This window comes from Nonomuraea sp. NPDC049421 (assembly GCF_040677005.1).
GTDB lineage: Bacteria > Actinomycetota > Actinomycetes > Streptosporangiales > Streptosporangiaceae > Nonomuraea > Nonomuraea salmonea.
Genome location: NZ_JBFAQA010000041.1, coordinates 21,365 through 44,441, shown reverse-complemented (window position 1 = coordinate 44,441; position 23,077 = coordinate 21,365). Strand labels below are relative to the sequence as shown.

Sequence of the window (23,077 nt, the reverse complement as noted above, 5' to 3'; positions counted from 1 at the left end):
CGCCGGATGATCCCTTGACGGGCGGCGGGGCACGTCCACCCCCGGACTCACCGCCACGGGAAGACCGCTACGGGAAGACAGGGCGTGGAAGGGACGACAGGTAGGGCAGTCAGGCCGGCCCGCGCGCTCGGCGCGCTGTCGTTGCTCGCCATGACGGCCGTGCAGGTGGTGTCGGGGCTGGACGCGCGGCCCCACCGGTACGTCACGGTCATCGTGGCGCTGCTCGCGGCGTCCGCGGTCGCCTTCGCGGCGGAGACCTGGGGGGCACGCAGGGCGGTGCGCGCCTTCGGGGCGGCGGTGCTGACCGGGTACGCGGCCGAGCTGGTCGGCGTGCTGACCGGGTTCCCGTTCGGCTCCTACCGGTACACGGACGTGCTGTGGCCGCAGATCGGCGGCGTTCCCCTGGTGGTGACGCTGGCCTGGGGCGGCATGGGGCTGGCGGCGTACGCGGTGGGCGCGGCGCTCGCGACCGGCTGGGGCCGCGTGTGCGCGGGGGCGGGCGCGCTGACGGCGTGGGACCTGTTCCTCGACCCGCAGATGGTCAGGCTCGGGCTGTGGACGTGGGCCGAGGACGGCTTCTACCGCGGCATCCCGCTCACCAACTTCGCCGGCTGGCTGCTGGTGTCGGCGCTGGTCATGCTCGCCATCGGGCGCGTGGCCGGCGACCCGCCGCCGGTCGGCGGGCTGCTCGTGCTCTACACGGTCATGGCGGTGATGGAGACGGTCGCGTTCGCGGCGGTGTTCGTCCCCGCCGACCCGCTGGTGGCGGCGGCCGGCGGGCTCGCGATGGGCGCGTTCGCCGCGCCCGCCTGGAGGCGGTCATGGCAGAGGTGACGGTGATCGGCGGCGGCGTGGGCGGCATGGTGTGCGCGCTGCTGCTGGCCAGGCAGGGCCACGAGGTCCGCCTGTACGAGCAGTCGTCACGGCTCGGCGGCAAGCTGGCCGAGCACCGCAGGGACGGCTTCACCTTCTCGCTCGGCCCTTCGCTGCTCACCATGCCCGGTCTCTTCCGCGAGCTGGGGCTGCGGCGGGAGCTGGTCGAGCCGGAGCCGCTGTGCCGCTACCGGTTCGCCGACGGGAGCCTGCTGGACGCGCGCCGGGACCCCGCGCTGATGGCCGCCGCCGTGGACCGGCTGGCGCCCGGCGAGGGACGGGCGTGGCACGCCTTCCACGACTGGGCCCAGGGCTGCCTGCGCGCGGCCGGCCGCACGGTCTTCGCCGGACCGCTGATCCGGTCGCGCGGCGGCGGGCGGCCGGGCGGGGAGGCAAGGCTGTCCGACCTGATGGCGGTGGCGCCGGGGCGGACGCTGGACGGGCTGGCCCGCCGCTTCTTCCGCGATCCCCGCCTGCGCCAGTACGTCGGCCGCTACGCCACCTACGCCGGGTCGAGCCCGTACCGCGCGCCCGCCGCGCTGGGCTGCGTACCGGCGCTGGAGCACGGGCAGGGCGTCTGGTACGCGCCTGGCGGCCTCGCCCGGCTGGCCGACGACCTGGTCCTGCTGCTCAAGGCCGCGGGGGTGCAGGTGTTCCTGTCGGAGCCGGTCGCCGCCGTCGAGACGTCGGGCTCCCGCGTCACGGGGGTGCGGCTGGCGAGCGGGCGGCGGGTGCGGGCGGACGTCGTGGTGGCCAACACCGACGCCGCCGCCCTGTACGGAAACCTGCTGCCGGACCGCCGCCGGCTGCGCGGCATCGCCCGGCTCGGCCTGTCGTCGTCGGCGCTGCTGGTGCTGGCCGGGGTGGAGGGCCGCACGCCCGGGCTGCCCCACCACTCGGTGCTGTTCTCGGGCGACTACGAGCGGGAGTTCGCCGACATCTTCGACCGCCGGGTGCCGCCTCGGGATCCGACCATCTACGTCGGCTGCTCGGCGGTGGACGACGCCTCCCAGGCGCCCTCGGGCTGCGAGAACTGGACGCTGCTCGTCAACGTCCCCGCCCGCAACCCGGCGCGCTGGCCGATGCGGGTGGACGCGTACCGGGACCTGGTCTTCGAACGGCTGGCCGAGCGCGGCCACGACCTGTCCGGCCGGCTGCGGTTCGCCGACGTGTTCACCCCGGCGGACCTGCGTGACCGTTACGGCGCGTGGGGCGGCGCCATCTACGGCAGCGCCCACCACGGCCGCCTCGCCCCTTTTCGCCGTCCCGCCAACCGCGGCCCCCGGCGCGGCCTGTATCTGGTCGGCGGCTCCACCCATCCCGGCGGCGGCCTGCCGATGGTGACGATGGGCGCGAGAATCGTCGCCGGCCTGGTCGCCCACGACTTCCCAGGAAGCACGCGAGCCTGCGCCGGCCCGGCCGCTCAGGGCGGGCGATGAGGGCGCTCACCGCCGAGCCGCCTCGACGGCGGATGAGCAGGGCGCTCGGCGTCGCGCAGGCGGTCGCCGGGGCTGTTGTCGCGGTGCGGCTCGCGCGGGGGCGGCGGCGGGTGGCGGCGCTCGCCCCGGTCACCAAGGCCGCTGGGACGATCTCCGTGGTGGTGCCGGCGCGCGATGAGGAAGAGCGCATCGGGCCGTGTCTGCGGGCCGCGCTCGCCGACCCGGCCGTGTCCGAGGTGATCGTGGTGGACGACGGCTCACGGGACGGCACCGCGAAGGTGGCCGCCGCGCTGGGCGCCGAGGTGATCGCTGGGGCGCCGCTGCCGGACGGGTGGGTGGGCAAGCAGTGGGCGCTGCGCCAGGGCGTGTCCGCCGCCACCGGCGCGGTCGTGGTCACGCTGGACGCCGACGCGCGGCCGGCGCCTGGGCTGTTCGGGGCGATGGCGGCCGCGCTCGAACGGTACGACCTGGTGAGCGCAGGTCCCCGGTTCGTCTGCGACGGGGTGCTGGAGCAGGCGCTGCACGCGTCGATGCTGGCGACGCTGGTCTACCGGTTCGGCCCCGTCGGGCCGGCGACCCCGCCACCGCCGCATCGCGCCGTCGCGAACGGCCAGTGCATGGCCTTCCGTCGCGGCCAGCTGGCCGCCGTGGACGCCTTCGCCCTCGTACGCGACCGCATGACCGACGACGTGGCCCTGGCCCGCTGCCTGGCCCGCCGCGGCTGGTCGGTGGGGTTCCTGGACGCGGGCGCGCTGCTGGAGGTGGACATGCACGACTCGGTCGCCGAGCTGTGGCGGGAGTGGGGACGCTCGCTGCCGCTGCGCGACGTGACCGGCCCGGCGTGGCAGGCGGCCGACCTGGCCGTCCTCTGGCTGACCTGCGCGCTGCCCGCGCTGCGGGTGATCGCGGGCCGCCCGACCGGCCTGGACGCCGGGTTGCTGGCGATGCGCATACTGCTGGCGTACGCGCTGCGCGGCAGCTACCGGGGCCCGGGCGCGGGCCTGCTGCTGTCGCCGCTGCTCGACCCGGCCGCCGCGGCCCGGCTGACGCAGGCGACGCTCCGCCCGGTCCGTACGTGGCGCGGCCGCACGTACCCCAAGCTCACCGGCGACGCCGGGCGAGTGCGGCCTGAGCGAAGCGCAGCCCGATGAGGCACATCAGCCCACCGGTCGCCGCCACCATCTCGACGGGCGCGAACAGCAGCTGCAGCGCCGGCACCCCGAACACCGCCACCCGCGCCCCCACCGCGAACGACCGCGCCGCCCACCCCGCCACCACCAGCACCACGAGCCCCAGCAGGAACGCCGCAGGACAGATGACCGCCACCCCACCCGCGAAGGTCAGGATCGACCGCCCGCCACGGAACCCGGCGAACACCGGCCACGCGTGCCCCGCCATCGCCGCCGCCGTGGCGAGGTACACCGGCACCACGCCGGCCCCCGTGACCGTGCCGACCCCGGTGACGTGGGCCCCGCTGACCAGGAGCGCGACCAGCGCGGCCAGCGTCCCCTTCAAGGTGTCCCCGGCGAACACCGGCACCGCCGCCCGCCGCCCGAGCTGCTCCTTGACGTTCCAGTACCCGGGGTTGCGGTCGCCAGAGCGGCGTGGATCGACGCCGTGCCCGCGCGCCACCAGCACCGCGACCGGCACAGAGCCGAGCAGGTAACCGGCGATGACCGCCACCAGCGCCTCACCCATCGCGTCGTTCCACCTCGTCCGCTACGCCGACGCGGGCGCGATGAGCCACATGGCCTTCGACCGGCCGCTGCTGCGCGCCGCCCCGGGGCTGCGGTTCTGGCGGCTGCTCGGGACGGGACGCGGGCGGGCCATGTCGCTCGGCGCGGACCTGCGGCGGTGGGCGCTGTTCGCGGTCTGGCGCGGGGAGGCGGATCTGGAGGCGTTCCTGCGGACGTCCCCGATCGCCGCCCGCTGGCGGCAGGAGGCGCGCGAGCGCTGGCAGGTTCGGCTGGCCCCGCTGTCCTCCCGGGGCACCTGGTCCGGCCACGACCCGTTCCCCGCCACCGATCAGGCCGCTAGGAGCGGCGGGGCGGTGGCGGTGCTCACCCGGGCGTCGATCAGGCCCCGGCGCCTGGTCGCGTTCTACCGGTCGGTGCCGCCGGTCGAGGAGCTGCTGCGGTGGCAGGACGGCTGCCTGGCCTCGATCGGCATGGGCGAGTGGCCGGTGGCCAGGCAGGCGACGTTCTCGCTGTGGCGGGACGCGGACGCCATGCGCGCCTTCGCCTACCGCGACGCCGCCCACCGCCGGGTCATCGACCAGGTACGCGCCCACGACTGGTACGCGGAAGAGCTGTTCGCCCGCTTCACCCCTTACGCCAGTGAAGGCGTCTGGGACGGCACCGACCCGCTGCGTCCTCCGTGAGGCGGTCATGGGACCGGCTCACGCGCTGTGCTGTCGTGCCGGGCCAGGTCACGGGCGACGACGCAGGCGCGGGCGATGGTGGCAGGAGGTGAGGAGCCGTGGGCGACGACGACCGTACCGCGCAGCCCCAGCAGGGCCGCGCCGCCGTGGGTCTCGGGGTCGTAGCGGCGGGCCACCTCGGCCAGCCGGTCGGGGGACGCGATGCCCGCCTCGGCGACCATGGCCAGCGTCGTGCGTACGCACCCTTCGACGTTCTTCAGCAGCACGTTGCCGGTGAAGCCGTCGGTGACGATCACGTCCACGACGCCCGCCAGCACGTCATGGCCTTCGATGTTGCCGTGCAGGCGCAGCGGAAGGCCGGCCAGCAGCTCCTCGGCGCGGCGGGTCAGCCGGTTGCCCTTGCCCGGCTCGGCGCCGATCGACAGCAGCCCCACCAGCGGGTCGGGACGTCCGAGCACGGCCCGCGCGTATCCCGCGCCCAGCAGGGCGAACTGGGCCACCATCGCCGGGCTCGGGTCGGCGGTCGCGCCCGCGTCCACCAGCACGCTCCCGCCGCCGCGCAGCGCGGGCAGCACCACGGCGAGCGCGGGCCGCAGCACGCCGGGGGCGCGGCCGATGCCGCGTACCGCGCAGGAGACGGCCGCCCCGGTGGACCCCGCCGTCACGAACGCGCCGCCCTCGCCCCGTCCGACCAGCGCGCAGCCCACGGCGAGGCTCGACCGGGTCAGCGCGGCGGCCCCTGCCCCGCTCTCGGCCATCGGCACCGCCTCGTCGGCGTGCGCGACCGGCAGCTCGCCGTGCGCCCCATGCCTGCGCAGCTCCGCGTCGACGACGTCGCTCGCCCCGACCAGCACGACCGGCACCCCGTGCTCGCGCCACGCCAGCAGGGCCCCTTCGACCGTCGCGACGGGCCCGTGATCGCCGCCCATCGCGTCGAGCACCACCAGCGGGCTCATGGGAGCATCACCTGGACGCGGCGTTCGGCGCGGGCGGCCCCGGCGGAGGCCAGGAGGTGGCGGGCGAAGATCGCGGCCTTGCGGTGGCCGGGGACGCGGACGCGGGCCGCCAGCACCTCGTACGATCGTCGCTCGATCTCGTCCAGGATGCCGCCGTAGAGCTCGAAGGCGGCCCGCACGCACGGTCGTGACGACGCCGTGAGCAGGCCGATCCCCTGGGCGGCGGCGCGGTAGTGGTCTCGGGCGCGCTCCGCCTCGTAGGCGAGCAGCTCGCGGACGGCGGGCCCGGCGCGGCGGGCGCCCAGCGCGTCCGGATGGACGCCGAACTTGTCCAGGTCGGCCATCGGCAGGTAGACGCGGCCACGGGCGTGGTCCTCGCGGACGTCGCGCAGGAAGTTCGTGAGCTGGAAGGCCAGGCCGAGCTGGCGGGCGGGCTCGCGGGCCGCCTCGGCGCGGCCCGGCTCAGGCTCCAGCACGGGCAGCATCATCGTGCCGATCGCGGCGGCCGAGCCCGCCATGTAGCCGAGCAGGTCGTCGTAGGTGGCGTAGCGGGCGACGGACAGGTCGGCGCGCATCGAGGCGAGGAAGACGGCGACGTCGTCGTGGCCGATGCCGAACGAGCGCACGGTGTGCAGGAACGCCGGCAGCACCGGGTCGTCGGCGGGTCCGTCGCCGGCCAGCCCCGCCTCGACCCGGGCGGTCAGCCGGTCGAGCGCGCGGGCGCGGTCGTCGGTCATCGTGAACGAGTCCACGATCTCGTCGGCGTACCGGGCGAAGCCGTACAGTGCGTGCACGTGCCGCCGCTTCCACTGCGGCAGCAGCCGGGTGGCCAGGTAGTAGGAGCGGCCGTAGCGGGCGTGCAGCCGGCGGCAGCGCTCGTAACCGGCGGTGAGCGTCACCGGTGCTCCTCCAGGATGCGTGCGGCGGCGAGCCGCCCCGAGATCAGCACCGGCGGCACGCCGACCCCCGGCGCGGTGTACATGCCGGCGAAGTGCAGCCCGGGCACCCGCCGGGCCACGGCGGACGGGCGCAGCCAGGCGGTCTGGGTGACGCGGTGGTCCAGCGCGAACGGGGTGCCGGCGCTGTGGCCCCGGGCCGCCCAGGCGGGCGGGTCGAGCACCAGCCTGGGCGCGTCCCTGAGGTCGCCGTAACCGAGCTGGGCCAGGCGTTCGAGCAGCCGCCCCTCCAGCCGGGGGCGCAGCCTCCGCCAGTCGGTGCGGCGCAGGTTGGGCGCGGGTTCGAGGACGCTGAGCGTGGCGTGGCCGGGCGGCGCCGCCTCGCCGTCGGGGCGCGGGCAGGTGACCAGCAGGCTTGGGTCCGGCTGCGGCCGGCCCTCCTCCAGCGCCGTGAACGTCTGCCGCCAGGCCCGCCCGAAGTGCAGCGTGTGGTGCTCCTGGTCGGGCAGGACGCGGCCGAGGCCGGCGTGCAGCACCAGGCAGCTCGGCGAGTGGCGGGGCCGGCGCAGCCGCCAGTCGCCCGACAGGGCGGGCAGCATCCGGCGGGCCGCCAGCCGGTCGCAGGCCACCACCACGTGGCGGGCGGGCAGCCGCTCGCCGTCCTCCAGCAGGACGCCGGTGACGCCGTCGTCGTCGGTCAGCACCTCCTGGGCGCGGACGCCGTACCGGGTGGTCGCGCCCAGCTTCTCCAGCAGGGACGCCAGGGCGAGCGGGATGGCGTGCATGCCGCCGCGCTCGGGGAAGTAGACGCCGCCGACCGTGTCCATGTGGGCGATGACCGCGTAGATGCCGAGGGCGCGCTGGGGTGACAGGCCGACGTACAGGGACTGGAAGGTGTGGGCCATGATCAGCCGCGGGTCGGTGAGGTGGCGGGCCGCCAGGCGGTCCAGCCGCCGGAACCCGCCCAGCGCGGCCAGCCGCAGGAGCGCGGCCGGCCTGGCGAGGGCGCGCAGCCTGGTCATGTCGGCGTCGATGAACGCCGGCCACTCCACCCTGAACAGCTCGCCGAGCAGCCGGCGGTAGCGGGCGTAGCGGGCCGCCTCGGCGGGGCCGCACAGCGTACGGACCTGCTCGGTCATCGCCTCCGGCGCCGCCCGCACGTCCAGCCGCGACCCGTCCTCGAACACCATCCGGTACGCCGGGTCGAGGCGGCGCAGCGGCACCCAGTCGCGCAGCTCCTCGCCGGCCGCGCCGAAGACGTCGGCGAGCACGCCCGGCATGGTCAGCACGGACGGCCCCGCGTCGAACCGGTACGGCCCGACCCTGGCGACGCCGCAGCACCCGCCGGGCGCCCCGGTGGCCTCGACCAGGGTGACCTCCCGCCCGGCCGCCGCCAGCCGCACCGCCGCCGCCAGCCCGCCGAGCCCACCCCCGACGACCACGACCCCGCTCATCGCCCGCGCCCTTCCGGCCGCGTCGCGGTGCCCGCCGCCTCGGTGCCCGCCGCCTCGGTGCCCGCCGCCTCGGTGGCCGCCGCCTCGGTGGCCGCCGGCTCGGTCGCCGTCGCGGTGGCCGGCTCGGTCGCCGTCGCGGTGGCCGGCTCGGTCGCCGTCGCGGTGGCCGGCTCGGTCGCCGTCGCGGTGGTCGCCAGGTCGGTCAGGGCCTTCCTGGCCTTCGGTGGGAGGCCGGGCGGGTGGGCGAGGGCCGCGACCGCCTCGGCGGCGAGGCCGGCGATGCGCCGCTCCGCCGCGTCCAGGGCGCCGCACTCGACGATCAGCCGGCGGGCCGCCGCCACGCCGTCCGCGTCCTTGATGTCGTCGAGCGCGTCCGCGCCGCCGGTGCGCCGGCGCGCCTCGGCCAGCAGGTACGTCGCCTTGCCCTGGAGCAGGTCGGCCCCGGCGGGCTTGCCGGTCTCGGCCGGGTCGCCGAACACGCCGTTGACGTCGTCTCTGAGCTGGAACGCCTCCCCGAGCGGCAGCGCGTACGCGATGAGCAGCCGGCGCGTCGGCGCGCACCCGCCCGCGACCGCATGCCCGAGCAGCAGCGGCCGCTCGACGGTGTACTTGCCCGACTTGTACAGCGAGATGAGCCGCGCCTGCTCCTCCTCGCCGCCATCGGACGCGCCCTCCCCGCACGCCTCACGACCGGCGCGGGTCCCGGAGGCGGAGGTGTCCGCCCCCCGCTCCTCGCAGTCGGCGCGAGGCCCGGAGGCGGCGGTGTCCGTGAGACGGGCGCCCGAGGTGCGGGTCAGGTCGAGGTACTGGCCGCCGATCGCTTCGACGCGGAGCCTGGTGAGGTGGTCGAGGGCGGCCGGCAGGTGCGGGCCTGACTCGAGCAGCGCCGCGTCGGCCCAGGTCAGCGCGAGCAGGGCGAGCAGCGTCGCCGCCGACTCGCCGAACCGGTCAGGGTCGCCCCGCCGCCCCCTCGCCCGGTGCAGACCGGCCAGGGCGACGTGGGCCGCCGGGCGGCCGCGCCGGGTGCCTGCTTCGTCCATCAGGTCGTCGAGCAGCAGCGCCGCCGCGTGCACGAGCTCCACGGCGCACGCCGCGGGCAGCACGTCCTCGGGACGCTCCCCGCCCCCGGCCAGGTAGCCCCAGTAGACGAACTCGGGACGCAGCCGCTTGCCGCCCCGGAGCACGAAGGCGACGAGGTGCTCGCGTATCAGGCCGGCCTCCTCCTCGCCCAGGAAGGCGAGCCGGCCGAGCTGCCGTTCGAGCAGGCGTTCCAAGTGCCGGTCGACCAGCTCCTTCACGTGGCCGGTCCGCGCCGTCACCGTGTCCATGCACCCAGCTCCTTGTCGCCGTTCGAATATCTTCAGGAGGAGCTGACCCCGTCACGCGGAGTTATGACCCGAAGCAACACGGTAACCATCGGTCGCCGGTTCCCAACCGGGACACGCCAGGAAAGGCGGCCAAGCATCCCTTATCGCCAGCCGACCAGAACCCGCAAAATTGCGAAATATCGCAATTCATTGGAAACTTATCCCGTCCCCCGGTGACTCCCCGACGAAAGGACGCGCGTGCCCATGTCGGTGCCCCTGTACGAAGCCAAAGCGGAGCTCTTCCGGCTGCTCGGGCACCCCGTACGCATCCGCGTCCTGGAGCTGCTGCAGGACGGCCCCAAACCGGTGCGCGACCTGCTGGCCGAGATCGAGGTCGAGCCGACCGGGCTCTCGCAGCACCTGGCCGTGCTGCGCCGCTCCGAGCTGGTCACCGCCCGCCGCGACGGCTCCACCGTGGTCTACGCGATGTCCGGCGGCGACGTGGCCGAGCTGCTGCGCGCGGCCCGCCACCTGCTCCAGGCCAAGCTGTCGGGCCGGCACGAGCTGCTGAACGAGCTGCTCGAGGCGGAGACCGAGGAGAAGTGAGCACCATGCTCTCGGCGGGCCGGGCCCGCCTGCGCTCGATCCTGCCCGCCCGCTCCGACCTGGCCGCCATGGGCCGCCACCCGCGCCGCGACCTGCTGGCCGGGCTGACGGTGGCGATCGTGGCGCTGCCACTCGCGCTGGGCTTCGGCATCTCCAGCGGGCTCGGCGCGGCGGCCGGCCTGGCCACCGCCGTGGTGGCCGGCGCGCTGGCCGCGGCGTTCGGCGGCTCCGCGCTGCAGGTGTCGGGCCCGACAGGCGCGATGACGGTGGTGCTGGTGCCGATCATGCACGCGCACGGCGCCTCGGGGGTGCTGACGGTCGGCGTGCTGGCCGGGGTGCTGCTGCTCGGCCTGGCGCTGGCGCGGGCGGGGCGGTTCATGACGCTGGTGCCCGCCCCCGTGGTGGAGGGCTTCACGCTGGGCATCGCCTGCGTGATCGGGCTGCAGCAGGTGCCCGCCGCGCTCGGCGTGCCGACGCCCGAGGGCGACAAGGTGCTCGCCGTGGCCTGGGAGGCGGTGCTCGCCTTCGCCGCCCGCCCTGGCTGGGCCGCTCTCGCCGTGTCCGTCACGGTCGCCACGGTGATGCTGGCCGGGGGGCGGTGGCGGCCCTCGGTGCCGTTCTCGCTGCTGGCGGTGGCCGCCGCGACGATCGTCGCCGAGCTGGCGAGCCTGCCGGTGGCCCGCATCGGCACCCTGCCCGCCGGGCTGCCCGCCCCTTCACTCGGCTTCCTCGACGTCTCGGCGCTGCCCTCGCTCATCGCGCCCGCGATCGCGGTCGCCGCGCTGGCCGCGCTGGAGTCGCTGCTGTCGGCCGCCGTCGCGGACGGCATGACCGTCAGCCACAAGCACGACCCCGATCGGGAGCTGTTCGGGCAGGGCCTGGCCAACCTGGTGGCGCCGCTGTTCGGCGGGGTGCCTGCTACGGGGGCGATCGCGCGTACGGCGGTCAACGTGCGGGCGGGGGCCGTGTCCCGGCTGGCCGCGATCGCACACGCGGTGATCCTGGGCGTGATCGTGTTCACCGCCTCGGGGCTCGTGGCGCGGATCCCGCTGGCGGCGCTGGCGGGCGTGCTGCTGGCCACGGCGGTGCGGATGGTCGAGGTCGGCTCCGTACGCGCGATGCTGCGCTCCACCCGCTCCGACGGCGTCGTGCTGGCGCTGACGGCGGTCGCCACGCTCGCCCTCGACCTGGTCGCGGCGGTCATCATCGGCCTGATCGTGGCGGGAGCGCTCGCCCTGCGCGCCATCGCGGGGAACGTACGGCTCGACCCCGTGCCGCTCCACCCCGACCTGCCCGGCGATCACGACGCGGAGGAGCACGCGCTGCTCGCCGAGCACATCGTGGCCTACCGGCTCGACGGGCCGCTGTTCTTCGCCGCCGCGCACCGCTTCCTGCTGGAGCTGTCGGAGGTGGCCGACGTCTCGGTGATCATCCTGCGCATGTCGCGGGTGACCACGATCGACGCCAGCGGCGCGCTGGTGCTCGGCGACGCGATCACCCGCCTCGAACGGCGCGGCGTCACGGTGCTGGTCTCCGGCATCCGCGACGACCACCACCGGCCGCTGCACGCGCTGGGCGTCATCGCCCGCCTGGACGAGGCAGGCCAGGTCTTCGCCTCCACCCCCGAAGCCATCGCCGCGGCCCGCCACCGCCTCCGCGAGTCCGGCATCCTCCCCCCAGAGCCGGACACGACCCCGTCCCAGCCCGAGCCCGCCGGCTAGGGCAGCGCCTCAGGCGACCGACCCGCCGACCTGCGCAAGGCCCCCAGGGAAGCCGCCCCGCCGAACACGCGAAGGGCCCTCGGGCCGGCCGACCCGCCGACCTGGGCGCGGAGGTCTCGGGGCGGTGGCCAGCCGGCCGATCAGGGGGTCAGGCGATCGCGGTGGCGGCGGCGCGGCCGGCTTGGCGGCCGGAGAAGAGGCAGCCGCCGAGGAAGGTGCCCTCCAGGGCGCTGTAGCCGTGGACGCCGCCCCCGCCGAACCCGGCCGCCTCGCCCACCGCGTACAGGCCGGGGACGGGTGAGCCGTCGGCGGCGAGCGCGCGGGAGTCGAGGTCGGTCTGGATGCCGCCGAGCGTCTTGCGGGTCAGGATGTGCAGCTTGACGCCGATGAGCGGCCCGGCCGCCGGGTCGAGCACGCGGTGCGGCACGGCGGTGCGGGTGAGCCGGTCGCCGAGGAAACGCCGCGAGTTGTGGATGCCCTGCACCTGCACGTCCTTGCTGTAGGGGTTGGCGATCTGCAGGTCGCGGGCCTCGATCTGGCGGCGCAGCTCGGCGGCGTCGAGCAGCGGCTTGTCGGTCAGGTCGTTCATCTTGGCGACGAGCTCTTCGAGGGTGGCGGCCACCACGAAGTCGGCGCCGTGCCGCTTGAACGCCTCGACCGGCGCGGGCGCGCCCTTGCCGAAGACCCGGCTGCGCAGCACGGCCTTGCGGTCGCCGTTGGTGATGTCGGGGTTCTGCTCGGAGCCGGACAGCGCGAACTCCTTCTCGATCATCCGCTGGGTGAGGATGAACCACGAGTGGTCGTACGCGGCGATGTCGGGCGTGGTGCGCAGGTAGCGCAGGGTCGCGAGCGTGTCGTAGCCGGGCAGGCAGGGGTCGGGCAGGCGGCGGCCGAGCGCGTCGAACCACAGCGACGACGGCCCCGGCAGGATGCGGATGCCGTGGCCGGGCCAGACGGGGTCCCAGTTCTGGACGCCTTCGGTGTAGTGCCACATGCGGTCGCGGTTGACCATGCGGGCGCCGGCGTCGGCGGTGATGGCGAGCATGCGCCCGTCCACGTACGCCGGCACGCCCGTGATCATGCTCTGCGGCGGCGCGCCGAGCCGCTGGGGCCACGACTGGCGGACGAGGTCGAGGTCGGCCCCGATGCCGCCGCCGGCGACGATGACGGCCTGCGCGGTCAGCTCGAAGGCGCCGGTGACGTCGCGGTTGGAGGCGACCCCGCGTGGCGAGGGGTCGTCGGCCAGGACGCTGCCGCGCACTCCGGTGACGACGCCGTCCTGGACGATCAGCTCGTCCACCCGGTGGCGGTGGTGGAAGCGGAGCAGCCCGGCGTCGGCGGCCCGCTGCGCGGCGCGCACGAACGGCGCCACCACGCCGGTGCCGGTGCCCCAGGCCACGTGGAAGCGGGGCACGGAGTTGCCGTGGCCGTCGGCGCGCAGGCCGCCGCGCTCGGCCCAGCCGACCATGGGCGTCAGCTTGATGCCGTGGCCGTCGATCCAGGAGCGCTTCTCCCCCGCGGCCCACTCGACGTACGCGCGCGCCCACCGCGCCGCCCACAGGTCCTCGTCGTCGAGCCGGTCGAAGCGGGCGCTGCCCTGCCAGTCGTTCCAGGCCAGCTCGAAGGAGTCCTTCACGCGCAGGCGGCGCTGCTCCGGCGAGTCGACCAGGAACAGCCCGCCGAACGACCAGTACGCCTGCCCGCCCAGGTTGGCCGCGCTCTCCTGGTCGACCAGCGCCACCTTGCGTCCCCGGCTGGTCAGCTCGTGGGCCGCGACCAGCCCGGACAGGCCCGCGCCCACGACGATGACGTCCGCGTCCATGGCGGAACTCCTTTCTCCAGCACCCAGGCGGCGTGCTGCTGCTGTGGCGACGAAATCATGGCGTATCGGGGCGGCGTTCCCTGACGCGGGCGGCGACGGCCTGGCCGAGCTCGACGGTGGTGCCGTGGCCGCCGAGGTCGGGGGTGAGCGGCGCGTCGGCGGGGCCGGCGGCGAGGACGTCCTCGATGGCGCGCAGCAGGTGGGCGCCGGCGTCGGGGTGGCCGAGGTGGTCGAGCATCATCGAGGCGGACCAGATCTGCCCGACGGGGTTGGCGATGCCGCGTCCGGCGATGTCGGGGGCGGAGCCGTGGACGGGCTCGAACAGGCTCGGGTGGGCGCCGTCGGGGTTGATGTTGGCGCTCGGGGCGATGCCGATGGTGCCGGTGCAGGCCGGGCCGAGGTCGGACAGGATGTCGCCGAAGAGGTTGCTGGCCACGACGACGTCGTAGCGGTCGGGATGCAGCACGAAGTTCGCGGCCAGTGCGTCGATGTGGCACTTGTCGTGCCTGACCTCGGGAAACTCGGCGGCCATCGCCTCGACGCGCTCGTCCCAGTAGGGCATGGAGATCGAGATGCCGTTGCTCTTGGTGGCCGAGGTGAGGTGGCGGGCGGGCCGCCGTTCGGCGAGCGAGAAGGCGTAGCGCAGGACGCGGTCGACGCCGACGCGGGTCATCACGGTCTCCTGCAGCACGGTCTCGCGCTCGGTGCCCTCGAAGATGCGGCCGCCGATCGAGGAGTATTCGCCCTCGGTGTTCTCCCTGACGACGAGGAAGTCGACGTCGCCTGGCTCGCGGCCGGCCAGGGGGCTGCGCACGCCGGGCATGAGCCGGCAGGGGCGCAGGTTGACGTACTGGTCGAAGGTGCGCCTGAACTGCAGCAGGCTGCCCCAGAGCGACACGTGGTCGGGCACGACGTCGGGCCGGCCGACGGCGCCGAAGAAGAGGGCGTCGTAGGAGCCGAGGACGTCCTGCCAGTCGTCGGGCAGCATCGTGCCGTGGCGCTGCCAGTAGGCGGCGCTGGCGAAGTCGAAGTGATCGAAGCTCAGGTCGAGCCCGAAGACGGCGGCGGTGGCCTCCAGCGCGCGCAGCCCTTCCGGGACGACCTCCGTGCCGATGCCGTCGCCGGGGATCACCGCGATGCGGTGGGTCATGCCTGCTCCTTTCGTGGCCGGGTGCGCAGCGCCGCGAGCCCGCCCTGGGCGTCCTCGATGACCAGGCGCTCCGCGGTCGCGGAGTCGCGCTCGCGCAGGGCGCGGACGAGCGCGCGGTGGGTGGCGTAGCGGTCGAGGCCGAAGCGGTGGTCCTCGGCGATGCGCTCCAGGCGCAGGGCGCGGCGCTCGGAGCGGGAGAAGACCTGGGTCTGCTCCAGCAGCCTGATCAGCACCGGGTTGTGGGCGCAGGCGTTGACCGTGTCGTTGAACTCCTGCATGCGGTCGAGCAGCGCGCTCAGGTGGCGCTCGACGTCCTCGCCCTTGCCGTGCCGGGTGACGATGACGATGAGCAGGTCGTCGGCGGCGTCGAGGATCGCGTCGAGGGCGTCGAGCTGCTCGGGCGTGGCGTTCCTCGCGGCGAACCTGGCCACCAGGCCGCGCAGGCCGATCTCGACCTCGGCCAGGTCGTCGATGGCGCGCTCGGCGATCTCGGCGACGACGACCGTGCGGGGGCCGGTGCGCTCGATGAGGCCGTCCTGCTCCAGGCGGCGCAGCGCCTCGCGCACGGGGGTGGGGCTGACCGCGAGCCGCTCGGCCAGGCCGCGCTCGGTCACCTTCTGGCCGGGGCGCAGCGCGCCGCTGCCGATCGCCTCGCGCAGGGCCTGGTAGGCGTGGTCGGCCCGCGTCTCGGCACCGGTGGTGGCGTTGACCTTCATGCGATCACCCTAACATCGCTATGGCAAATCGACATGCCATCGTTGACATTTTTGCTATAGCAAGCCATCGTGACTCCTGCCCCCCACCCCCGAGGAGGACGTCATGACCGGCGTCACGCGAGCCGAAGGCCGTCCCACAAGCACCCGAAAAATCACCTTTTATGTGGCTCTAGCGGTCTTCGCGCAGGAGTCCACCTGGAACTTCTACGACAACCGCGTCCCCGAGCTGCTGCGCGACCACGTCGCCAGCGCCGCCGTGATCGGCCTGCTCATGGGCATGGACAACCTGCTCGGCGTCTTCATCCAGCCCTACATGGGCAACAGGTCCGACAACACCCGCACCTCCTGGGGGCGCCGCATCCCGTACCTGGCGGTGCTGATGCCGGTGGGCGCGGGGCTGTTCCTGCTCATCCCGCACGCCACCTCGCTCAGCTGGCTGATCCTGGTGATCTTCCTGTACGCGCTGGTGATGAACAGCTTCCGGCCGGTCAGCGAGTCGCTCATGCCGGACTTCATCGCGCCCGAGCGCCGCAGCAGGGCCAACGCCGCCGTGAAGACCGCCTCCGCGCTGACCACGATCGTGGCCGCGCTGGTCAGCCTGCTGCTGGTGGACGACCATCCGAAGCTGGCCTTCGCCGTCCCCGCCGCGCTCATGCTGGTGGCGGCGGGCGTGCTGGTCTGGCGGGTGCGCGACAGCCGCTCCCCCGCCTACCAGGCGGCGCTGGCCGAGGACGCCGAAGCGGGCAAGGCGGCGAACGGTGAGGCGGCCGTCAAGGTGCGGATGTGGTCGATCATCCGTGACGTCCTGGTCGATCCTGACCGGAGCCGGGTGCTGCTGATCGTCGCCGTGTTCGTCTTCGCCTCGGCCTGGTTCTCCTCGCGCTCGCTGCTCACCCCGTACGGCGTGCAGGTGCTCGGGCTGTCCGACGGCGAGGCGGGCGGGCTGACGCTGCCGAGCGGCATCGCGTACATCGCGGCCGCCTTCCCCGCCGCGTTCCTCGCCGAGCGGTTCGGGCGGCTGCGGGTGATCGCCGCCGGGATCGCGGTCTTCACCCTGGCCCTGGCCTTCGCGTCCCTGTTCCGCGACCCCACGGTGACCGTGGTCGCGATGTGCGTGGCCGCGGCCGGCGCGGCGGCGTTCACCATCAACGCGGTCGTCGTGCTGTGGAACCTGGCGCCGTCGAGCCGCGTGCTCGGCACGTACAGCGGCCTCTACACGGTCGGCTGGGCGAGCGGCGGCATCGCCGGGCCCGGGCTCGTCGGCCTGGCCGTCGACCTCACCGGCTGGCACCTGCTGCTCCTGCACATCGCGATCCTGTCCGCCGTCGCCGCCGTGCTGGTCGTGCACATCGACCGGCGGCGGCGCGCGGCGGGCCTCAAGGAAGGCACACGATGAGCACGATCCTGATCACCACCGACTACCTGGCGCCCGGCGACGAGGCGGACCTGTTCCTGCGCGCCGCCGGCCACGCCACCCGGCACCACCCGCTGCGCGGCCCCCGGAGCGAGGACGAGCTGGTCTCCATCCTGACCGGCTGCGCGGGCGCGCTGATCGCCAACGAGCCGATGACGGCCGAGGTGTTCGCGCGAGCGCCCGCCCTGCGCGCGGTCGTCCGCACCGGCGTCGGGTACGACTCGGTGGACGTCGAGGCGGCCACCCGCGCGGGCGTCTCGGTGAGCAACCTGCCCGGCGTCAACGCGAACGCGGTCGCCGAGTACACGATAGGCCTGCTGCTGGCCCAGGCACGCCGGCTGGTCCCCGTGGCGACCGGCGTCCAGGAGGGCCGCTGGCCTCGCGACGACGGTCACGAGCTGCGCGGCAAGACGCTCGGCCTGCTCGGCTACGGCGCGGCGGCCAGGGCCGTGGCGCCGCTCGCGCGGGCGTTCGGGATGAGCGTGCTCTGCACGACCGGCGTCAAGGACGATCTCGACCCCTCCGTACGCTTCGTGGCCCTGCCAGAGCTGCTGGCCGAGTCGGACTTCCTGTCCGTGCACACCGCGCTCACCCCCGCCACCAGGCACCTGATCGACGCCGCCGCGCTCGTCCTGATGAAGCCCACCGCGCACCTCATCAACACCGCCCGCGGCCCCATCGTGGACGAGGCGGCCCTGGCCGCCGCCGTGCGCGCGGGCCGGCTCGCCGGGGCGGCGCTCGACGTCGCCGAGACCGAGCCGCTCCCGCCCGGCAGCCCGCTGCGCGGCGTGCCCGGCATCACCGTCTACTCCCACCTGGCGGGGCAGACCGCCGAGGCGCGCAGGGCCGCGGGCGTCGACGGCGCCCGCGAACTCGTGGCCGCGCTACGCGGACATCCCCGTTCCTCGCTCAACGCCCATGTGCTTACAGAAAGGACATCATGACGAGTACCGAGGCGATCAGGGTCCTGGCACCCAGCGGAATGCTGGGGGCGGGATTCCCGCCGGAGTCCATCGACCGCGGGATCGAGCTCGGGGCCGACGTGATCGCCCTCGACGCAGGCTCCACCGACTCGGGCCCCTATTACCTGGGCTCGGGCACGCCGAAGACGACCGCCGCGGCCGTCGCCCGCGACCTGCGGATCCTGCTGCGCGCCGCGGCCGGCGCGGGCATCCCGCTGATCGTCGGCTCGTGCGGCACCAGCGGCACCGACTCGGGCGTGGACTGGGTGGCCGGCATCGCCGGGACGATCCTGCGCGAGGAGGGCCTGAGCCTGAAGGTGGCCCGCGTCTACAGCGAGCAGCGGGCCGACGCGCTGAAGGAGCGGCTCAACGAGGGGCGCGTCCACCCGCTGCCGCCCATGGGCGACCTGGACGCCGCCACGCTCGACGGCTGCACCCACATCGTCGGCATGATGGGGCACGAGCCCATCGTGGCGGCCCTGGAGGCGGGGGCGGACGTCGTGCTCGCCGGGCGGGCCACCGACACCGCGCTCGCGGCGGCGTACCCGCTGATGAAGGGCCTCCCGGCGGGCCCGGCCTGGCACGCGGCCAAGATCGTGGAGTGCGGCGGGCAGTGCACGACGAACCCGCGCTCCGGCGGGGTGCTCGCGACCATCGACCATGGCGGCTTCACGATCGAGCCGCTGGACCCGGCCGTGGCGTGCACGCCGACGTCGGTGGCGGCGCACATGCTGTACGAGACCGTGGACCCGTACCGGATGCGGGAGCCCGCGGGCACGCTGGTGGTGGACGAGGCCACGTACACGGCTCTGGACGAGCGCCGGGTGCGCGTGGAGGGGTCGCGCTTCGAGCCCGCCCCGCACACGATCAAGCTCGAAGGGGCCCGCGTCACCGGCTACGAGACGATGTCGTTCACCGCGATCCGCGACCCGCTCATCCTCGGCGACATCGACGCCTGGCTGGCGCTGCTGGACGAGGTGCTGACCGCCCGCGTGCGCCAGACGCTCGGCCTCGACCCCGACGCCTACGTCGTGGACATCCGCCCCTACGGCTACAACGCCGTGCTGGGCGACCTCGACCCCTCGTCCGCGCCGCCCCGCGAGGTCGGGGTGATGCTGCTGGTCAACGCGCCCGACCAGGCGACGGCCACGGCCATCGCCAAGGTGGCGAACCCGCTGATGCTGCACCTGCCGACGCCCGGCATGGACTACCTGCCGAGCCTGGCCTTCCCCACGTCGCCCGCCGAGACCGAGCGCGGCCCCGCGTACGCGTTCGTGCTCAACCACGTGGTGGCCGTGGACGATCCGACCGAGATGTTCCGCATCGAGCCGCCCGAGGGGGTCTCCCGATGACCGGCGACCGCAGGCCCACGCTGGGCGACCTCGCCCTGGAGGTGCGCTCCAAGAACGCGGGCCCGTTCTGGGTGACGATGGAGCTGTTCATGCGCGACGCGGAGGGCTACGCGATCGTCGCCGACGAGGGTTTCATCAACGGGCAGGTCATCGCCCGCCTCTACGCGCTCGTCCCGGCCGACGTGCGGATCTTCCGCATCCCGGCGCTGCACGTGGTGAAGGTCTCCTTCCCCCGCCCGACCCCGCAGGGCGGCCCGCTGGATCGCGACATCCACGCGGGCCAGCATCACGTGCCGCTGGCGGCGCTGGCGCCCTGATCTCCGGGCGGCGGGTAGGTCAGCAGCCCGTCGCGGACCCGCGCGTGCTCGTTGAGCTGCGCGGGTCGCACCGACGTGGCCGACATGAGGTGCACGACCTCGACGCCGGCCACGATCAGCGCGTCGGTGATCAGCCGGCGGTGGCACCGCCATGGCACGGCCTCGCTGCACATGATCGCCGGTCGTTCGTGCTCGGCGAGCCGGAGCAGCTCGTCGAGGCCGCGCCGGAACTCGGGGGTGGCCATGTGGTCGGCGTAGTCGCGGAACGCCTTGACCTCCCACGCGCCGTTGGGGCTCGGGACGCCCTGTGGCGTGTGCCGCCGCCCGCCCAGCTCGCGGATCCATCGGTAGCCGATGTCCGGGGGCAGCGCGGCGGTGACGGCCGGCTGGTTCCACTGCGGGAACTTGCGCGACGACGGGTATGAACGGACGTCCACCAGGCAGGTGACGTCGTGGGCGCGCAGCATCTCCAGCACCTCGTCGAAGGTGCGGTTGGAGTGGCCGAGCGTGCGGACGCGGTTCGTCATCGTGTCGCCTCCCCCGAGGAGCACACCTCCACGCTAGCGCGGGGGCCCGATCAGCCCGCGTTCCAGGGCCACGACCACGGCGGCGGCCCTGGTGTCCACGCCGAGCTTGGCGAAGACGTGCTTGAGGTGGGTCTTCACGGTCGTCTCGCTGATCAGCAGGGTCCGCGCGATCTCCTTGTTGGCCGCGCCCCGCGCGACCAGGCGCAGCACCTCCAGCTCGCGCGGGCTCGGGTCCTGCGCGGGCGGGCGGCCGATGAGGGCGGAGGCGACCGACGGGGCGAGCACGGCGCCGCCCGCCGCCGCGGCGCGCACCGCGCGGTGCAGCTCGTCCCTGGGCGCGTCCTTGAGCAGATAGCCGGCCACGCCCGCGGCCATGGCCCGCGCCACGTCGGCGTCGGTGTCGTACGTGGTCAGCACGATCACCTTGATCTCCGGATGGTCGGCGCGCAGCCGCTGGATCGCGCCGAGGCCGTCGAGGCCGGGCATGCGCAGGTCCATCAGCACGATGTCCGGCCGGGCCCGCCTGGCCATGGCCAGCGCCTCGAACCCGTCACCCGCCTCGGCCACCACGTCGATGTCGCCGACGCCGTCGAACATGCCGCGCAGGCCGTCGCGGACCACCGGATGGTCGTCCACGATCATCAGTTTGAGGGGATGCGCAGGCACAGGGCCGTCCCTTCTCCCGGGGCCGACTCGACCGTCAGCGTGCCGCCCACGCCGTCGGCCCGCTCGCGCATGGCGGCCAGGCCGTAGCCCCGCGTGCCCGCTCCGGGGTCGAAGCCGGTGCCGTCGTCGTACACGTCCAGCGTCACCTCGTCGTCCATGTAGGTCAGTGTGATCGCCACCCGGCCGGCGCGGGCGTGCTTGGCGGCGTTTGCCAGACCTTCCTGCGCGGTGCGCAGCACGGTGGCGGTCACCTCGGGCGGCAGCGGCCTGGGCGTGCCCTCGACGGCCACGCCGGCGGTCGTGCCATGGGCGTGCGACCACCGCGCGGCGACCTCCGCCAGCGCCGCCTCCAGCGAGGCGTCCTGCAGCGGGCCTGGGCGCAGCGCGTCGACCGAGCGGCGGGCCTCGCGGAGGTTGTCCCGCGCGAGGTCCTTGGCGAGGGCGATCCTGCGGCGTACGGCCGGCAGGTCGGGCGTGTCCTCGATGGCCTGCTCGGCGGCCTCCAGCTGGGTGATGATGCCGCTCAGGCCCTGGGCGATGGTGTCGTGGATCTCCCTGGCCAGCCTGGCCCGCTCCTCCAGGACGCCGACCGTGCGGTTCTGGGCGCTCTGGCGGGAGACGTACGCGACGAACAGCCCGATCGCCACCACCAGGCCCGAGCTGCCGGCGAGCTGCCACAGGGCGCCGGGGTCGTCGAGGTAGCCCCTGGCGGCGAACGTGCACAGGATCGTCGCCACCGCCCCCGCGTACGACCAGGGCGAGGGCAGCATCAGGTACGGCTGCGGCATCAGCCCGAAGATCACCACGTCGAACGAGCGGTCGGCCGTCACCAGCGCGACGTACAGCCCGCAGAGCACCGCGACGTGCAGGGCCATGGGGTTGAGCCGGCCGAGCCGCTCGGGCCTGCGCCCGACGAAGAACCAGTGCCAGCCGGTCAGCGCGGCGAGCAGCGCCAGCGGCAGCGGGCCAGGGGCGGAGCCGGCCCCGAACGACAGCACCAGGCCGAGCGCCAGGCAGGCGTAGAACAGCACGTGGAAGGCGCGCAGCCAGCGCGCCTCCCAGACGTTCACCTCGTCACTCCCATCGGAACAGCGCCGCGGCCACAGCCGTGCCCGCGACGATTATCCCGATCAGGATCATCATCGGGAAGAGCGCGGCGGTGCCGGACCAGGCGCTGGTGAGCGCGTCCACGCCGGGGGTCAGCGGCAGGAAGTCGCCGATCTGCCGCAGCGAGTCGGGCAGCGCCCTGCGCGGCACCGCCGCACCCGCCAGAAAGATCATCGGGAACATGACCAGCATGCCGACCAGGTTCGCGCCCCTGGCGTTGCCGACGACGGCGGCGATGACGAAGCCGAGCGCGCACACCGTCACCGAGCAGAGCACGAACGCCAGCGCCAGCAGCGGCACGCTGCGCGGCGCCGCCGCCCCGAACGCCGTGATCGCGGTGACGATGAGCAACGCCGACCCGGCGAGCGCGGCCGTCACCTGGGCCACGAGCTGCGCTCCGAGCAGTAGCAGCGGCGAGACCGGCGTGGTGGCCAAGCGCTTGAGCACCTTGCGCTCCCGGTAGGAGGCCACCACCCCCGGCAGCGCCCCCATGCCGCCGATGGCCGCGATCATCGCCACGTAGCCGGGCACCGCGCCGCTGTCGCCGCGCTTGAGCACCAGCAGCATCAGCGGGAAGGCCATCATGAAGAACACCGAGGCGGGGTCGCGCAGCAGCAGCCGCAGCTCCGTCGTGACCAGTGCGCCGAACGCTCTCATCGGTCCGCTCCTTCCAGCGCGAAGTACGCCTCTTCCAGCGACCCCGTGCCGGTGGCCGCCATGATCTCCTCAGGGGAGCCGGCCGCCTGGACGCGGCCGCGCGCGAGGATCGCGAGGCGGTCGCACAGCGCCTCGGTCTCGTCGAAGTAGTGGCTGACCAGCACCACCGTGGTGCCGGACGCCCGCAGGTCGTTCACCAGCCGCCAGGTCTCGCGCCTCGCCACCGGGTCGAGGCCGGTGGTCAGCTCGTCGAGCACCACCACCTCGGGGTCGCCGACCAGCGCCAGGGCCAGCATGAGCCGCTGCTTCTGACCGCCCGACAGGTCGCCGTACGCCTGGCGCGCCAGCGGGCCCAGCCCCCAGCGCTCCATCACCTGCCGCCAGTCGGCGGGGGCGCGGTAGAAGGCGGCGTACGCCCGCAGCGCCTCGGCCACCTTCATCCGCTCCGGCAGCGCGCCCTCCTGGAGCTGCACGCCGATCCGCTGCGCCACGGCGCGGCGGCGGCGCGACGGGTCCTCCCCCAGCACCCGCACGCTGCCCCCGTCGGGCCGCCGCAGGCCGATGAGGCATTCGACGGTGGTCGTCTTGCCCGCCCCGTTGTGGCCGGCGATCCCGAAGATCTCACCGGCGTGCACCGTGAACGTCACGCCGTCCACGGCCGGGGTGCTCCCGTACACCTTGCGCAGGTCCTTGACCTCGATGGCTTCCATGCCTCAAGGCTCCCGCCGCCCCGCTCGCGGCGGCATCGCCCGTCA

Annotated in this window: 23 protein-coding genes; 10 read left to right on the top strand and 13 right to left on the bottom strand. The window is 74.6% G+C overall.

The window, feature by feature from the left end; all coding sequences use genetic code 11:
* The first annotated feature begins 84 nt into the window (after positions 1-84).
* The 3 genes from AB0K18_RS44880 to AB0K18_RS44870 are packed head-to-tail and all read left to right on the top strand — an operon-like array spanning position 85 to position 3,463.
* On the top strand, positions 85-834 hold the full coding sequence (locus tag AB0K18_RS44880; protein WP_364927561.1) for a carotenoid biosynthesis protein: 750 nt from the start codon (positions 85-87) through the stop codon (positions 832-834).
* Complete coding sequence (gene crtI / locus AB0K18_RS44875) at positions 822-2,312, top strand: phytoene desaturase family protein (RefSeq protein WP_364927559.1); 1,491 nt, start codon at positions 822-824, stop codon at positions 2,310-2,312. Before AB0K18_RS44880 ends, crtI (AB0K18_RS44875) begins: the two co-directional genes overlap by 13 nt.
* Positions 2,309-3,463: a glycosyltransferase family 2 protein gene (locus tag AB0K18_RS44870; RefSeq protein ID WP_364927556.1), complete on the top strand. Its 1,155-nt coding sequence runs from the start codon at positions 2,309-2,311 to the stop codon at positions 3,461-3,463. The genes crtI (AB0K18_RS44875) and AB0K18_RS44870 overlap by 4 nt, the downstream gene beginning before the upstream one ends.
* On the opposite strand, the gene AB0K18_RS44865 is transcribed toward AB0K18_RS44870, so the two are convergent.
* A complete protein-coding gene (locus AB0K18_RS44865; protein WP_364927554.1) occupies positions 3,414-4,010 on the bottom strand; it encodes a glycerol-3-phosphate acyltransferase in 597 nt (198 codons plus the stop codon). The two genes, AB0K18_RS44870 and AB0K18_RS44865, sit on opposite strands and share 50 nt — an antisense overlap.
* Here AB0K18_RS44865 and AB0K18_RS44860 point away from each other — a divergent pair.
* The gene (locus tag AB0K18_RS44860; RefSeq protein ID WP_364927551.1) at positions 3,985-4,692 is read left to right on the top strand and encodes a spheroidene monooxygenase; all 708 of its coding nucleotides are present in this window, start codon (positions 3,985-3,987) and stop codon (positions 4,690-4,692) included. The genes AB0K18_RS44865 and AB0K18_RS44860 overlap by 26 nt on opposite strands.
* 5 nt (positions 4,693-4,697) lie before the next feature.
* On the opposite strand, the gene AB0K18_RS44855 is transcribed toward AB0K18_RS44860, so the two are convergent.
* From AB0K18_RS44855 to AB0K18_RS44840, 4 genes are read right to left on the bottom strand one after another with little or no spacing between them, the layout of a single operon-like run.
* Complete coding sequence (locus AB0K18_RS44855) at positions 4,698-5,648, bottom strand: phosphate acyltransferase PlsX (protein WP_364927548.1); 951 nt, start codon at positions 5,646-5,648, stop codon at positions 4,698-4,700.
* The gene (locus tag AB0K18_RS44850; RefSeq protein WP_364927545.1) at positions 5,645-6,547 is read right to left on the bottom strand and encodes a phytoene/squalene synthase family protein; all 903 of its coding nucleotides are present in this window, start codon (positions 6,545-6,547) and stop codon (positions 5,645-5,647) included. Before AB0K18_RS44850 ends, AB0K18_RS44855 begins: the two co-directional genes overlap by 4 nt.
* Positions 6,544-7,998 (bottom strand): phytoene desaturase family protein, encoded by a 1,455-nt coding sequence (crtI, locus tag AB0K18_RS44845; RefSeq protein WP_364927542.1) that lies wholly within the window; start codon positions 7,996-7,998, stop codon positions 6,544-6,546. The genes AB0K18_RS44850 and crtI (AB0K18_RS44845) overlap by 4 nt, the downstream gene beginning before the upstream one ends.
* Positions 7,995-9,326 (bottom strand): polyprenyl synthetase family protein, encoded by a 1,332-nt coding sequence (locus AB0K18_RS44840; RefSeq protein WP_364927539.1) that lies wholly within the window; start codon positions 9,324-9,326, stop codon positions 7,995-7,997. The genes crtI (AB0K18_RS44845) and AB0K18_RS44840 overlap by 4 nt, the downstream gene beginning before the upstream one ends.
* 243 nt (positions 9,327-9,569) lie before the next feature.
* Here AB0K18_RS44840 and AB0K18_RS44835 point away from each other — a divergent pair, with 243 nt between their 5' ends.
* Positions 9,570-9,911: a metalloregulator ArsR/SmtB family transcription factor gene (locus AB0K18_RS44835; RefSeq protein ID WP_364927537.1), complete on the top strand. Its 342-nt coding sequence runs from the start codon at positions 9,570-9,572 to the stop codon at positions 9,909-9,911.
* 5 nt (positions 9,912-9,916) lie between these two features.
* Positions 9,917-11,632: a SulP family inorganic anion transporter gene (locus AB0K18_RS44830; protein WP_364927686.1), complete on the top strand. Its 1,716-nt coding sequence runs from the start codon at positions 9,917-9,919 to the stop codon at positions 11,630-11,632.
* A gap of 148 nt (positions 11,633-11,780) precedes the next feature.
* On the opposite strand, the gene AB0K18_RS44825 is transcribed toward AB0K18_RS44830, so the two are convergent.
* From AB0K18_RS44825 to AB0K18_RS44815, 3 genes are read right to left on the bottom strand one after another with little or no spacing between them, the layout of a single operon-like run.
* The gene (locus tag AB0K18_RS44825) at positions 11,781-13,454 is read right to left on the bottom strand and encodes an FAD-binding dehydrogenase (protein ID WP_364927534.1); all 1,674 of its coding nucleotides are present in this window, start codon (positions 13,452-13,454) and stop codon (positions 11,781-11,783) included.
* Positions 13,455-13,509: 55 nt separating this feature from the next.
* Complete coding sequence (locus AB0K18_RS44820; RefSeq protein WP_364927530.1) at positions 13,510-14,604, bottom strand: tartrate dehydrogenase; 1,095 nt, start codon at positions 14,602-14,604, stop codon at positions 13,510-13,512.
* Entirely contained in the window at positions 14,601-15,320 is a 720-nt protein-coding gene (locus AB0K18_RS44815; RefSeq protein WP_355423781.1) for a GntR family transcriptional regulator, read from the bottom strand. The genes AB0K18_RS44820 and AB0K18_RS44815 overlap by 4 nt, the downstream gene beginning before the upstream one ends.
* Before the next feature lie 103 nt (positions 15,321-15,423).
* On the opposite strand from AB0K18_RS44815, the gene AB0K18_RS44810 reads away from it, so the two are divergent.
* The 4 genes from AB0K18_RS44810 to AB0K18_RS44795 are packed head-to-tail and all read left to right on the top strand — an operon-like array spanning position 15,424 to position 19,365.
* The gene (locus AB0K18_RS44810; RefSeq protein ID WP_364927527.1) at positions 15,424-16,716 is read left to right on the top strand and encodes an MFS transporter; all 1,293 of its coding nucleotides are present in this window, start codon (positions 15,424-15,426) and stop codon (positions 16,714-16,716) included.
* A complete protein-coding gene (locus tag AB0K18_RS44805; RefSeq protein WP_364927525.1) occupies positions 16,713-17,678 on the top strand; it encodes an NAD(P)-dependent oxidoreductase in 966 nt (321 codons plus the stop codon). Before AB0K18_RS44810 ends, AB0K18_RS44805 begins: the two co-directional genes overlap by 4 nt.
* Complete coding sequence (locus AB0K18_RS44800) at positions 17,675-19,048, top strand: acyclic terpene utilization AtuA family protein (protein WP_364927523.1); 1,374 nt, start codon at positions 17,675-17,677, stop codon at positions 19,046-19,048. The genes AB0K18_RS44805 and AB0K18_RS44800 overlap by 4 nt, the downstream gene beginning before the upstream one ends.
* A complete protein-coding gene (locus AB0K18_RS44795) occupies positions 19,045-19,365 on the top strand; it encodes a DUF4387 domain-containing protein (RefSeq protein ID WP_364927520.1) in 321 nt (106 codons plus the stop codon). Before AB0K18_RS44800 ends, AB0K18_RS44795 begins: the two co-directional genes overlap by 4 nt.
* Here the strand turns inward: AB0K18_RS44795 and AB0K18_RS44790 are convergent.
* Genes AB0K18_RS44790 through AB0K18_RS44770 form a run of 5 tightly spaced genes read right to left on the bottom strand, consistent with a single transcriptional unit; the run spans position 19,335 to position 23,032 of the window.
* Positions 19,335-19,892 (bottom strand): DUF488 domain-containing protein, encoded by a 558-nt coding sequence (locus AB0K18_RS44790; RefSeq protein WP_364927518.1) that lies wholly within the window; start codon positions 19,890-19,892, stop codon positions 19,335-19,337. The genes AB0K18_RS44795 and AB0K18_RS44790 overlap by 31 nt on opposite strands.
* A 33-nt stretch (positions 19,893-19,925) precedes the next feature.
* Entirely contained in the window at positions 19,926-20,534 is a 609-nt protein-coding gene (locus AB0K18_RS44785) for a response regulator transcription factor (RefSeq protein WP_364927515.1), read from the bottom strand.
* Positions 20,534-21,628, bottom strand: coding sequence for a sensor histidine kinase (locus AB0K18_RS44780; RefSeq protein WP_364927513.1), 1,095 nt, complete (start codon positions 21,626-21,628; stop codon positions 20,534-20,536). The genes AB0K18_RS44785 and AB0K18_RS44780 overlap by 1 nt, the downstream gene beginning before the upstream one ends.
* Before the next feature lie 4 nt (positions 21,629-21,632).
* On the bottom strand, positions 21,633-22,322 hold the full coding sequence (locus tag AB0K18_RS44775; protein ID WP_364927510.1) for an ABC transporter permease: 690 nt from the start codon (positions 22,320-22,322) through the stop codon (positions 21,633-21,635).
* Positions 22,319-23,032 carry an ABC transporter ATP-binding protein gene (locus tag AB0K18_RS44770; protein ID WP_364927507.1) on the bottom strand — a complete coding sequence of 238 codons (714 nt, stop codon included), beginning with the start codon at positions 23,030-23,032 and terminating at the stop codon, positions 22,319-22,321. The genes AB0K18_RS44775 and AB0K18_RS44770 overlap by 4 nt, the downstream gene beginning before the upstream one ends.
* Positions 23,033-23,077: the final 45 nt, after the last annotated feature.